The sequence below is a fragment of the Stenotrophomonas sp. TWI1151 genome, from assembly GCF_039673135.1.
GTDB lineage: Bacteria > Pseudomonadota > Gammaproteobacteria > Xanthomonadales > Xanthomonadaceae > Stenotrophomonas.
Genome location: NZ_JBDJLA010000005.1, coordinates 51,338 through 63,449, shown reverse-complemented (window position 1 = coordinate 63,449; position 12,112 = coordinate 51,338). Strand labels below are relative to the sequence as shown.

Below are 12,112 nucleotides of genomic sequence, written 5' to 3'. Positions count from 1 at the left end.
AGGCTCGCGCCATGAGCCGGGACGATGACAGGCATGACGCCGCCCACGAAGCACTGCGACGGGTGCGCCGCGAAGGCCGCTGGTGGTGGTTGCAGGCGCGCCATGCCCGGCGCATCTGGCGCTGGGCGCTGCTGGTGGCCGTGCTGCTGTTCGTCAGCCTGGCCCTGTTGCGCCGGCCGCTGGCCAACTGGTTCTGGAACGAGCCGCAGATCGAGCAGCTGCTCGACCAGGGCGATCGCGCGCTGGCTGCGGGCCGGTTGAGTGCGGCAGATGGCAGTGGCGCACGTGAATCCTTCCAGGCCGCGCTGGCGCTGGACACCGACCGCTTGCAGGCGCGCAGCGGTCTGGCACGCACCGGCCAGGCTGCCCTGCAGCAGGCGCGGGATGCGCTGGACCGGGGCGATGCACCGGCGGCGACCGCCGCGCTTGCGCTGGCCCGCGAACTGCAGGTGCCGCAGCGCGATGCCGATGCGGTGGGGCAGCAGCTGCACGCACACGACCAGGCACGCGCGGGCATCGGGGCGTTGCTTGGGCGCGCCGAAGCGGCCCTGCAGGCGCAGCGGCTCGAGGGCAGCCCCGATAGCGCGCTGCCGCTGTTCCAGCAGGTGCTGGCGCTGTCCCCCAATCAGGTGCGCGCACTGGAGGGGCGCGAGGATGCGCTGTCCGATCTCCTCCAGCAGGCGCGCACGGCGGCCGGACGCGGCGACGTGGCCAGGGCGGCGGCGCTGGTGCGCAGCGCGCGTGGTTTCGATGCCGGGCATGTCGATCTGCCGGCCACCCAGGAGGCGCTGAACAACGCGCTGGAGCGACGCCAGCGCGAGGGCGAGATCGCGCTGCGCCGGCAGAAGCTGGAGGTTGCGGCCGATGCATTCGCAGCGGTGCTTTCGGCGCTGCCCGACGATCCTGCCGCGCGCCGGGGCCAGCTGCAGGTCGCCGATGCGCAGCTCACGCGTGCGACGCGGCTGGCCGGCAACTTCCGCTTCGACGACGCAGCCCGGGCGCGTCAGGTGGCCCAATCGCTGGGCGCGTCCACGCGTTCGCTGGAGGCGGCCCGCCATGTGATCGAGCAGGCGCAACGCTCCCAGGCGGCATTGAAGACCCCGGCGGTGCCGAGGGCGCAGCGCGAACGCACACTGCGCCGTCTGCTCACGCGCCTGGAGGAGGCAGAGGGCCGTGGCAACTTCCTGGACCCGCCCGGACGCAGTGCTTACGACGCCCTGCGCGAGGCCCAGGGCGTCGCGCCGCAGGACCCGCGGGTGCGAGCCGCCGCGCAGCGCCTGCTGCCCGCAAGCCGGCAGTGCTTCGAAGATCGCCTGCGCGAGAACCGCGTGTTGGCGGCGGGGGCGTGTCTGGACGCCTGGCAGACGTTGTCGACCAATGATGCCGCCCAGGCCGCCGCGCGACGGCGGCTGGCACAGCGCTGGCTGGCCATCGGCAGCGAGCGCCTGGGCTCGGGCGACATCGCTTACGCGCAGCAGGCGCTCGAGCAGGCGCGGCGCTGGCAACCGGACCTGCCGGAATTACCGGCCTTCGCCGAGCGCCTGCGCAGCGCCGGCGGTGGCTCGGGCACTTAATCCAGGAACACCCGCTGCACGGTGGCGCGGGCCGCATCCAGCGAGAAATGATCCACGATGTTCTGCAGCCCGGCAGTCGAGAGCCGGCGCCACAGGGCCTCGTCCTGGTACAGCCGCACCACGGCCTGCGCGAATGCCTCGGCATCATCGGCCACCAGCACATCTTCGCCATCGCGCAGGTGCATGCCTTCCACGCCACAGGTCGTGGCGACCACCGGCTGCCCATGCGCCATGCTGAGATTCACCTTGCCCTTCACGCCGGCACCGAAGCGCAGCGGCGCGACGGCGATGCGGATGCCATCCATGTAGGGCACCACGTCCGGCACGAACCCGTGGATCTCCACGCCCGGCTGGGCCGCGGCCAGCGCGCGCAGGGTGTCGGGCACGGCCGCGCCGATGCAGTGGAAACGGATGTCGGGCAGCTGTGCACGGATGCGCGCGAAGACGTCACCGATGAACCACTGCATGGCATCCAGGTTCGGCGGATGACGGAAGCCGCCGACGAACACCAGATCGCGCCGCTCGGCCCAGTCAGGGCCGGCGCCAGCAACCTCGTGCAGATTGGAGATCAGTTCCACGGTCGCGCCCGGGGCATCGACGCGCAGCTGCTCGCGCTCGGCAGCGCTGACCAGCACGGTCACATCAACCTCTTCCATCACCGCCAGCTCGCGTGCGCGGGTGCGCTCGGCATTGCGCAGCAGCCCGGCATCCCCGGCGATCTCCGCACCCCGGCGTTCGCGCAGGTAGTGCAGGTCGACGGTATCGAAGACGGTGCGCGCTTGGGGCGCACAGCTGCGCAGCAGCGGCAGGCACTCGTGGGCGACGTGGTAGCGGACCATCATCACCACATCGAAGCGGGCGCCGTTGGCGCGCAGCCACGGCGCCACACCGTCCAGGTAGGGGGCGTACCAGACCTCCACGCCAAGCGCCTGCAGCGCCTCGGTGGCGGTGCCGCCGTGCTCGCGCCGGGTCGGCACGAACACCACGTGGACCCCGGCTTCGAGCAGCATGCGGATCAGGTTGTACTGGCGTAGCGAGGCCGAGTCGCGGTCCGGCTGCGGCACTTCTTCATCCAGGATCAGGACCTGGCGCTGGGCACGGTGCAGCAGGGCTGGCGAGGGAACGCTGCCGACGGCGGGCTGCGCCTGCAGTGCGCCAGCCCACTTCGCCGCGAACACGCCGCGGTTGCGGACCTGGTAGGCCTTGATTCCGCTGCCGGTATCGGTGCCGTTGCTGGTGCCCTCGTCATGCACCACGCGGCTGGCCGGTTGCACCAGTACGCGGTGGCCGCTGGCGCGCACGGCGAAGGCCAGGTCGGTGTCTTCGTAATACGCCGGCTTGTAGCGCAGGTCGAAACCCCCGATCTCCTCCCACAGGGCGCGCGGGATCATCAGCGCGGCGCCGGAGCAGTAGTCGGCATCGCGCAGCGCGCTGTAGCGCGGATCTTCGGGCGATTCGAAACGGCCGTAGCTCCAGCCGCTGCCATCCTGGAAGATCACCCCGCCCGACTCCTGCAGGCGGCCGTCGGGGTAGAGCAGCTGTGAACCGACCAGGCCGGCGCGTGGCACCCGGGCGAAGGTGGCGAGCAGGGCATCCAGCCAGCCCGGCTGCGGCACCGTGTCATTGTTGAGCAGCACCACGTACTGGCCACGCGAACGCGCGACGCCATCGTTGCAGGCCTCGATGAAGCCGCCGTTGCTCGCGCGCACTTCATGGCGCAGGCCGCGGATCTGCGGCATCCAGGTGATCGTCTCGTCGCTGCTGCCGTCGTCCACCACCAGGATCTCGCAGGCGACCTGCGGCGGATGCGCGGCCAGTGCCCGCAGGCAGGCCAAGGTGTGCGCAGCGTGGTTGTAGACCGGAATGATGATGCTGACCACCGGGCGCTCGCTGGCGGGGACGGTGAACGGCGCGAACGCTGTGGCCTCCGGCAGGTACAGGGGCGCCCCGCGGGGCGCTGGCACGGCTTGGGTGTGGACCCGGATGCGCTGCCAGGTGGCGCGCCAGCCCCGGGTGCGCAGACTGGCCAGACTGCGACGGAACAGGCCGAGCATGCGGTTCAGGAAATAGCGAGCATCGGCCAAGGACATCGACATCCCGTTGCAACTCCAGCTTAAGCGGGGGAACCCGGGAGAACGCGCCGCTCGCAGTGGCTGCGTTAGACTCGCCGGAATCCATATTCTCGCATCCCCGTGCCCCGACGCTACGATTCCGACGACATCGACGAGTTCGACGACACCGAAAGCCGCGCCCCGCTGTGGCGGCGCCGGTTGATCACCTGGAGCATGGCGGCTGTCGCGCTGGGGCTGGGCTTCCTGATCCCCTATACGGTGTACCTGAACCAACAGGTCACCCAGCGCTTCGGTGAGCTGCGCTGGCAGATTCCCACGCGCGTCTATGCGCGGCCGTTGCCGCTGGCGCCCGGCGTGGCGATGGATGCGGCCACGCTCAAGACCGAGCTGGCGGCCTCGGCCTACCGCGATGACGGGATCGGCAAATCACCGGCCACGTATACGCAGGAGGGGGGGCGTTTTGTCATCTCCAGCCGTGGCTACAACGACGTCGATGGCCGGGTCGCCCCGCGCCGCGTCGAGCTGAGCCTGTCCGGCGGGTCGATCGCTTCGCTGCGTGACCCCGACACCCGCAAGGCGCTGAAGGCCGCGCGCCTGGATCCGGCCCGTATCGCCACGCTGTATGGCCAGAAGCAGGAAGAGCGCCGGCTGGTACGGATCGAAGAGACCCCCGAGCTGCTGGTCACCGGCCTGCAGGCGGTGGAGGACAAGGACTTCAACCGGCACCACGGCATCGACCTGAGCGGCATCGCCCGTGCGATCTGGGTGACCGTGCGTTCTGGTGGCCAGAGCCGCCAGGGCGCCTCGACCCTGACCCAGCAGCTGGCCCGAAGCGGCCTGCTCGGGATCGGCAAAGAGCAGACCGTCACCCGCAAGTTCAATGAGGTGCTGTACGCGCTGATCATGGAAGCGCGCTACGACAAGCGCACCATCCTGGAGGCCTACCTCAACCAGGTCTACCTGGGCCAGCGTGGCAGCCAGGCCATCCACGGCATGTCCTCGGGTGCGGAGTTCTGGTTCGGGCGTGATCTGGCCTCGCTCAACACCGAGCACGTCGCGTTGCTGATCGGCCTGGTCAAGGGCCCGTCCTATTACGATCCGCGCCGCAATCCCGAGCGCGCGCTGGATCGCCGCAACTTCGTGCTGGGCAAGCTGCGCGACGCCAACCTGATCGACGATGCCGAGTACAAGCGTGCGGTCGATGCGCCGCTGGGCGTACCCAAGACCCCGGGCCTGATCGCGGCCAACCGTTTCCCGGCCTATGTCGATCTGGTCCGTCGCCAGCTCGGCCACGATTACCCCGAGTCGGTGCTGCAGGGCGCCGGCCTGAGCGTGATGACCGGCATGGCGCCCTCGGCGCAGGCCTATGCCGAGGGTGCGGTCACCAAGACGATCAAATCACTGGAAAGCAAGCGCCGTCCCGCGTTGCAGGCTGGCCTGGTGCTGACCGACGTGCACAACGGTGATGTGCTGGCCGTGGTCGGCAGCCGTGACGTGTCCGAACCGGGCTTCAACCGGGCCATCGAGGCGCAGCGCCCGGTCGGCTCGCTGCTCAAGCCGTTCGTGTATCTGTTGGCGCTGGCGCAGCCGGACCGCTACTCGCTGTCCAGCTGGGTCGATGATTCGCCGGTGACGGTGCAGCTCAGCCGAGGCAAGCAGTGGTCGCCCGGCAACGCGGACAACCGCAGCCACGGCACGGTCCGCCTGATCGATGCGCTGGCCCATTCCTACAACCAGGCCACGGTCCGGGTAGGCATGCAGGTCGGCCCCGAGCGGGTCACGCAGTTGATCCACGTCCTGGCCGGCATCAAGGCCGAGCCCAATCCCGCGGTGATCCTGGGCTCCACGGATCAAAGCCCGTATGCGATGGCCCAGCTGTATCAGTTCCTGGCCTCCGGGGGCGAGATCCAGCCGCTGCACGCGGTGCGTGGCGTGCTCGATCCGCAGGGCAAGTTGATGAAGCGCTACGACAAGACCCCGGCGCCGGCGCAGGAAGGTGACTCGATTGCCGCCAACCTGATCAGCATCGGTCTGCAGCAGGTCGTGGCCAGCGGTACCGCGCAGCGCCTCAACGCCGATGGCCTGGGCCGCCTGCAGCCGGCGGGCAAGACCGGCACCACCAACGACGGCCGCGACAGCTGGTACGCCGGCTACACCGGTGACCATCTGGCCGTGATCTGGATGGGCAATGACCAGAACGAACAGGCCGGGCTATATGGCGCGACCGGGTCGATGCGGGTCTGGTCGGGCATTTTCCAGCGCCTGCCCAGTTCGCCGCTGAAGGTCAGCAACAAGGGCCTGGACTGGCAGTACGTGGAGGCCAGCGGCACGGCCACCACCGATGAAGCCTGCCCGGGCGCGCGTCGCTTCCCGTTCGTGGTCGGCTACACCCCGGCCTATGTACCGTGCACCGCGCCGAGCGCCTTGCCGGAAGGCGAGGGCGGCGAACAGAGTGAAGGCGGTGGCTGGCGCAGCTGGTTCGGCCTGGAGAAAAAGCCGGAGCCCGCCCCCGAACCGGCGCAGAATGCACCGGCCGCCACCCCCGCGCGTCAACCCTGATCGAGGCCTGCCTGCATGACCACCCGTTTCCTGATCCGTTCCGCGTCGCTTGCCACGCTGTGCCTCGCGCTGGCGGCCTGCGTCACTCCGCCGCCGGTGGTGAAGGCGCCGGTCGACACCACCACGCCGGCCCAGCGCCTGGCCGCCGTGGATGCCGCTGCGGGCAATGACGACAAAGAGCTGGCCGTGCAGCCGCTGCGCGACAGCGAGGTGGAAGACCTGCGCCAGGCCGCGCATGCCCGTCGCCAGGCCAACGACCTGACCGGCGCTGCGGCGGCGCTGGATCAGGCGCTGGCGATCATGGCCTCGGACCCGTCGGTGCTGCAGGACCGGGCCGAGATCGCCCTGTTGCAGGGCGACTGGGCAGCAGCGGAAACCTTCGCCCGCAAGTCGGTTGAACTCGGTTCCAAGACCGGCCCGCTATGCCGTCGCCATTGGGCGACGATCGAGCAGGCGCGTCTGGCCCGCGGTGAAAAAGAAAACGCGGCCTCGGCGCATGCACAGCTGGACGGCTGCACGGTGCCGGGGATCATGCGTTACTGATGTGGGCGATGCAGTCGGATGCGTGACGGCGTAGCGCCGGGCATCGGTCGGCACCCTTTATCATGGCGTCATGTCCCAACTTGCCCACGCCAGCCGCGATGCCCTCAGTGAGGGCGGTGCGCTCGCCAGCCAGCTCGATGCCTTCGTTCCGCGCCCGGCCCAGCTGCGCCTGACCGCGGCGATCGCCGAAGCGTTCGACCAGCGCGACGTGCTGCTGGCCGAGGCCGGCACCGGCACCGGCAAGACCTATGCGTACCTGGTGCCCGCGCTGCTGTCCGGGCTGAAGACCATCATCTCCACCGGTACCCGCGCGCTGCAGGATCAGCTGTATCACCGCGATCTGCCGCGCGTGCGGGCCGCGCTCGGTGTGGGCCACAGCAGTGCGCTGCTGAAGGGGCGCGCCAATTATCTGTGCCGCTATCGGCTGCAGCAGGCCCGGGGCGAACCCCGTTTCAGTTCCCCTGAGCAGGTCGCGCAGTTCCAGCGCATCCTGGCCTGGGCCGGACGCACGAAGTACGGCGACATGGCCGAGCTGGAGGCCTTGCCGGAGGATTCGCCGCTGTACCCGATGGTGACCTCCACCGTCGATAACTGCCTGGGCACCGAATGCCCCTTCTGGGATGACTGCTTCGTCGTGCAGGCACGGCAGCGGGCGCAGGCGGCCGACGTGGTGGTGGTCAACCACCACCTGCTGCTGGCCGATCTGGCGCTCAAGCAGGAGGGCTTCGGCGAGATCCTGCCGGGCGCGCAGGCGTTCGTGATCGACGAGGCGCACCAGTTGCCGGAACTGGCGGCCAACTTCTTCGGCGAAGGCTTCGGCATGCGCCCGTGGCAGGAGCTCGTACGCGACTGCCTGGCCGAGAGCCGCAGCGTGGCCGGTGCGCAGGCGGCCCTGCAGGAGCCCGCGGCCGCGCTGGAGCAGACCCTGCGCGATCTGCGCGTGGCGATGGATGGCCTGCCGCCGCGCGGCACCCAGTGGCGCGCGCTGACCGTGCCGCAGGTGCGCGATGGCTTCGATGCGGCGATGAGTACGCTGGTGCAGCTGCGTGATGCGCTGGCCGGGGTGCGCGAGGCGTCGCCCGGCCTGGACGCCTGTCATGCGCGCGCCATGGAAGCGGTCTCGCGGTTGTCGCGCTGGCTGGGCGACGATGCGCCGATGCTGGATTTCGATACCGACCCGGATGAGGCGCCGCCGCCAGCGGAGGTGCTCTGGTATGAACTGACGCCGCGCGGTTTCCGCTGCCAGCGCACGCCGATGGATGTGTCCGGTCCGCTGCGCGAGCATCGGCAGCGCTCGATGGCGGCCTGGGTGTTTACGTCGGCGACGCTGACCGTGGACGGGGGTTTCGAGCATATTTCCCAGCGGCTGGGCCTGGATGATCCGGTCAGCCTGCTGCAGCCCAGCCCCTTCGACTGGGCCCAGCAGGCGCTGTGCTATCTGCCGACCGATCTGCCCGATCCGGCCGCGCGCGGCTTCGGCACCGCGTTGATCCGCGCGCTGACGCCGGTGCTGGAGGCCTCGCACGGCCGTGCGTTCCTGTTGTTCGCTTCGCACCGCGCACTGCGCGAAGCGGCCGAGGCCCTGCGCGATGCACCGTGGCCGCTGTTCGTGCAGGGCGAGGCGCCGCGCGCGACCCTGCTGCAGCGCTTCCGTGAATCGGGCAACGGCGTCCTGCTGGGCTCGGCCAGTTTCCGCGAGGGCGTGGACGTGGTCGGCGATGCACTGAGCGTGGTGGTGATCGACAAGCTGCCGTTCGCCGCCCCGGATGACCCGGTGTTCGAAGCGCGGCTGGATGCGATCCGCCGCGACGGTGGCAACCCGTTCCGCGATGAGCAGCTGCCGCAGGCCGTGATCGCGCTCAAACAGGGCGTGGGCCGCCTGATCCGCAGCGAGACCGATCGCGGTGTACTGGTGCTGTGCGATCCGCGCCTGCTCAGCCGCAGCTATGGCCGGATTTTCCTGGATTCACTGCCGCCGTTCCGACGTACCCGTTCGCTGACCGATGTACAGGCCTTCTTTGCGCCACAATGGTCCCTCGCTGACCCCGCACCCGTCGCCGCGCCTGCTTCACCGCAGCCCGTGCAACGTCTGCCGTCCACCGATGACTTCCCCACTTCCCTGTTCTGACCGCCATGAAGCTGCTCGCCTTTGAAACCGCCACCGAAGCCTGTTCCGTTGCCCTGTACGTGGATGGGCAGGTCACTGAGCGCTTCGAGATCGCCCCACGCCGCCACGCTGAACTCAGCCTGCCCTGGGCCGAGGCGCTGCTGGCCGAGGCGGGGGTGGCCCGTTCGCAGCTGGATGCGATCGCATTGGGGCGGGGGCCGGGCGCGTTCACCGGCGTGCGGCTTGCGATCGCCATCGCCCAGGGGATCGCCCTGGCGCTGGACCGCCCGTTGATCGCGGTCTCCACCCTGCAGGCGCTGGCGCTGCGCGCGCCGGCCGAAGCCGATCATGTACTGGCCAGCATCGACGCACGCATGGGCGAGGTCTATGCCGCACGCCACATCCGCGTGGACGGGCAGTGGCAGCTGCAGGGCGAGGAGAGCGTGTGCGCGCCGGGGCAGGTGGTGTTGCCTGAGGGCACGCGCTGGTTCGGCGTGGGGACTGGCTTCGGCGCGGCCGACGGCGTGCTGGCGACGCGGTTGGCCGATCAACTGACCGGCGTGGATGCGCTGGCATTGCCGCGCGCGGCGGATGTGCTGGCGCTGGCGGTACCGGCGTTCGAGCGCGGCGAGGGCATGGCACCGGAGCTGGTGGAGCCGGCCTATCTGCGCAACAACGTGGCGCTGACCCTGGTGGAACAGCAGGCGGCGCGGGCGGCCAAGGCCGCCCGGTAGAGCCGACCGTTGGTCGGCTATCGCCCCCTCAGCGGTCGTCGCGCAGCTCGCCGCCGGGCAGGAACACCCAGGTGCGGGTCACCTGCAGGATGTCGATCGCATCCTCGGTCTTGGGCAGCGGCGGGAACGGCTGGGCAAGCGTGATCACGCGCAGCGCGGTTTCATCCAGCAACGGCGTGCCGCTGGACTGCAGTATGCGGGCACTTTCGACGGTGCCATCGCGGCGCACACCGACGGTGATCACCACCTGGCCACCGAGCCGGCGGGCGCGCGCCTCATCGGGGTAGTTCAGGTTGCCGACGCGCTCGGCGCGATCGACCCACGCGCGCAGATAATTGGCATAGGCGTATTCGCGGGTACTGGCCGAGACGAACTTGCGGTTCGGGCGTTTGGCGTACTGGGCCGAGCGCAGATGCACTTCGGCGGCCAACCGCGCCATCTCCACATCGCGCTGCTCGCGGGCCGTCATCGGTGCATCCGGGCGGGGGTGCTCGGGCAGCGGCTGTGGCTGCGCCTCGGCGATGGTGTCGGCGCCATTGCGGCTGTTGACCACGCGGGTCTGCGGGGGCGGCACGCTGGCCGCCTCCTGGCGCTGCTGCGGGACCGGTGACAGCCCGGCCTGCGCCTGGGGCACGATTCCGGCCTGGTTGTCGCGCGGGCGCTGGGCCTTGTCGTGGTCGCCACCGCCCTGCTGATTGGCCTGGGCCAGGAAATCGGCCTGCTTGGGTGTCAGTGGGGTCTGGGTCTGGCTGAAGATCACATCCAGCGTGGGCACCAGCGGCGCGCTGTCACTGACCGCGAAGCCGACCCCCAGCAGCAGCAACGCGTGCACGAGCACGGACAGCGTCAGGGTCGCGCCCAGCCGCTGGGATTCGCGCGCCTGCCACGTCGGGGCCGGGACGACGCTGGCGCTCATCGCGGCAGGCTGGCCTCGATCGCATCGAACAGAGTGCCGGCGATGTTCAGTCCGAACTGGGCGTCGAGCTCGCGCACGCAGGTCGGGCTGGTGACGTTCACTTCGGTGAGGTAATCGCCGATCACATCCAGGCCGACGAAGCGCATGCCGCGCCGCTTCATCTCCGGTCCGACCTGGGCGGCGATCCAGCGGTCGCGTTCGCTCAGCGGGCGGCCTTCGCCACGGCCACCGGCGGCCAGGTTGCCGCGGAACTCATCGCCCTGCGGAATCCGCGCCAGGCAGTAGTCCACCGGCTCGCCATCGACCAGCAGGATGCGCTTGTCGCCAGCGGTGATGTCCGGGATGAACTTCTGCGCCAGGGCCAGCGTGCGCTCGCCATCGGTCAGGGTTTCCAGGATCACGTTGAGGTTGGGATCACCGGTGCCGCTGCGGAAGATCGAGCGCCCGCCCATGCCGTCCAGCGGCTTGAGCACCGCCTGGCCATGTTCGAGCACGAAGGCCTTCAGGTCCGCATTGCGGCGACTGACCAGGGTCGGCGGGCAGCACTGCGGGAACAGCAGGGCGGCCAGCTTCTCGTTGTAGTCGCGCAGGCCCTGGGGGTCGTTGACCACCATCGCACCGGCCTGCTGGGCGACGCTGAGTACGTGGGTGTCGTAGATGAATTCGGCATCCACCGGCGGGTCCTTGCGCATCAGCACCACCTGGCCGGGGCCGAACACGGTCTGGCTGAACTCGCCCAGGGTGAACCAGTCGTTCTTGTCCTCGCGCACCTGCAGCGGGGCGGTGCGGGCGATGGCCTGGCCGTCGCGCAGGGCCAGCCCGCCGGGGCTGACGTAGTGCAGGGCATGGCCGCGGCGCTGGGCTTCCAGCAGCATCGCGAAGGTGGTGTCCTTGGCAATCTTGATATGGGCGATGGGGTCCATCACCACGATGACATTCAACGGCATGGTCGCAACCTGGCGGGCAGGCCGATGATGGTAGCGACAATGGGTCCGCAATGCCTGCCCGGGGGCGCGGAACGCAGTGTCCGGCCGGGTGGGCGCCGCCCCGGGTTTGCGCAAACGGCCCGGGCCGGGCGCTCGCCGGGCCGCTGGCACCGGGGCCGCGGTGGGTGTGCTTGAAGCGCGCGCCGGTATTGGGATATAGATACGCTTTCGCAGCGACGCCGGGGATCAGGCAAGCGTCGCGCGCTTGGGGAAAGGTAATGACTGAATACATGGCTGCGGGTGGGGAACTCGCAGGGCTGCGCGTGATGGTCATCGATGATTCGAAGACCATCCGCAGAACCGCGGAAACCCTGCTGAAGCGGGAAGGCTGCGAAGTGGTGACCGCGACCGATGGGTTCGAGGCATTGGCCAAGATCGCCGATCAACAGCCGCAGATCATCTTCGTGGACATCATGATGCCGCGGCTGGACGGGTATCAGACCTGTGCGCTGATCAAGGGCAACCAGCTGTTCAAGTCCACGCCGGTGATCATGCTGTCCTCCAAGGACGGCCTGTTCGACAAGGCGCGCGGCCGCATCGTCGGCTCGGAGCAGTACCTGACCAAGCCATTCACGCGTGAAGAACTGCTGGGTGCCATCCGCACATACGTCAACGCCTGAC

9 protein-coding genes are annotated in these 12,112 nt (G+C 69.6%); 6 read left to right on the top strand and 3 right to left on the bottom strand.

Going from position 1 to position 12,112, the window contains the following annotated elements; genetic code table 11:
- The first annotated feature begins 11 nt into the window (after positions 1 to 11).
- Positions 12 to 1,574, top strand: coding sequence for a hypothetical protein (locus ABE422_RS08355; RefSeq protein WP_346482790.1), 1,563 nt, complete (start codon positions 12 to 14; stop codon positions 1,572 to 1,574).
- On the opposite strand, the gene ABE422_RS08350 is transcribed toward ABE422_RS08355, so the two are convergent.
- Positions 1,571 to 3,670 (bottom strand): glycosyltransferase, encoded by a 2,100-nt coding sequence (locus ABE422_RS08350; protein ID WP_346482789.1) that lies wholly within the window; start codon positions 3,668 to 3,670, stop codon positions 1,571 to 1,573. The genes ABE422_RS08355 and ABE422_RS08350 overlap by 4 nt on opposite strands.
- A 96-nt stretch (positions 3,671 to 3,766) precedes the next feature.
- Between ABE422_RS08350 and mrcB the strand changes: the two genes are divergently transcribed.
- The 4 genes from mrcB to tsaB all read left to right on the top strand — a co-directional run bounded on the left by mrcB (position 3,767) and on the right by tsaB (position 9,589).
- Positions 3,767 to 6,205: a penicillin-binding protein 1B gene (mrcB, locus tag ABE422_RS08345; protein ID WP_313219735.1), complete on the top strand. Its 2,439-nt coding sequence runs from the start codon at positions 3,767 to 3,769 to the stop codon at positions 6,203 to 6,205.
- Positions 6,206 to 6,220: 15 nt separating this feature from the next.
- Positions 6,221 to 6,748, top strand: coding sequence for a hypothetical protein (locus ABE422_RS08340; protein WP_123730421.1), 528 nt, complete (start codon positions 6,221 to 6,223; stop codon positions 6,746 to 6,748).
- Between the two features lie 70 nt (positions 6,749 to 6,818).
- On the top strand, positions 6,819 to 8,876 hold the full coding sequence (locus ABE422_RS08335; RefSeq protein WP_346482788.1) for an ATP-dependent DNA helicase: 2,058 nt from the start codon (positions 6,819 to 6,821) through the stop codon (positions 8,874 to 8,876).
- A 5-nt stretch (positions 8,877 to 8,881) separates the two neighbouring features.
- Entirely contained in the window at positions 8,882 to 9,589 is a 708-nt protein-coding gene (tsaB, locus tag ABE422_RS08330) for a tRNA (adenosine(37)-N6)-threonylcarbamoyltransferase complex dimerization subunit type 1 TsaB (RefSeq protein WP_346463263.1), read from the top strand.
- A gap of 28 nt (positions 9,590 to 9,617) precedes the next feature.
- Here tsaB and ABE422_RS08325 read toward each other — a convergent pair whose 3' ends face one another.
- Together ABE422_RS08325 and gshB are read right to left on the bottom strand one after the other, a co-directional pair.
- Positions 9,618 to 10,505: an energy transducer TonB gene (locus tag ABE422_RS08325; protein WP_313219737.1), complete on the bottom strand. Its 888-nt coding sequence runs from the start codon at positions 10,503 to 10,505 to the stop codon at positions 9,618 to 9,620.
- Positions 10,502 to 11,452, bottom strand: a complete 951-nt coding sequence (gene gshB / locus ABE422_RS08320; protein ID WP_121039048.1) for a glutathione synthase — start codon at positions 11,450 to 11,452, stop codon at positions 10,502 to 10,504. The genes ABE422_RS08325 and gshB overlap by 4 nt, the downstream gene beginning before the upstream one ends.
- 257 nt (positions 11,453 to 11,709) lie before the next feature.
- On the opposite strand from gshB, the gene pilG reads away from it, so the two are divergent.
- The gene (pilG, locus tag ABE422_RS08315; protein WP_121039045.1) at positions 11,710 to 12,111 is read left to right on the top strand and encodes a twitching motility response regulator PilG; all 402 of its coding nucleotides are present in this window, start codon (positions 11,710 to 11,712) and stop codon (positions 12,109 to 12,111) included.
- Position 12,112 lies beyond the last annotated feature (1 nt).

What these genes read in the sequence shown, in the direction of transcription:
- gshB (WP_121039048.1), bottom strand. Translation starts at nt 11,452, where the DNA reads ATGCCGTTGAATGTCATCGTGGTGATGGACCCCATCGCCCATATCAAG.
- ABE422_RS08335 (WP_346482788.1), top strand. Translation starts at nt 6,819, where the DNA reads ATGTCCCAACTTGCCCACGCCAGCCGCGATGCCCTCAGTGAGGGCGGT.
- ABE422_RS08350 (WP_346482789.1), bottom strand. Translation starts at nt 3,670, where the DNA reads ATGTCGATGTCCTTGGCCGATGCTCGCTATTTCCTGAACCGCATGCTC.
- ABE422_RS08355 (WP_346482790.1), top strand. Translation starts at nt 12, where the DNA reads ATGAGCCGGGACGATGACAGGCATGACGCCGCCCACGAAGCACTGCGA.
- tsaB (WP_346463263.1), top strand. Translation starts at nt 8,882, where the DNA reads ATGAAGCTGCTCGCCTTTGAAACCGCCACCGAAGCCTGTTCCGTTGCC.
- ABE422_RS08325 (WP_313219737.1), bottom strand. Translation starts at nt 10,505, where the DNA reads ATGAGCGCCAGCGTCGTCCCGGCCCCGACGTGGCAGGCGCGCGAATCC.
- ABE422_RS08340 (WP_123730421.1), top strand. Translation starts at nt 6,221, where the DNA reads ATGACCACCCGTTTCCTGATCCGTTCCGCGTCGCTTGCCACGCTGTGC.
- pilG (WP_121039045.1), top strand. Translation starts at nt 11,710, where the DNA reads ATGACTGAATACATGGCTGCGGGTGGGGAACTCGCAGGGCTGCGCGTG.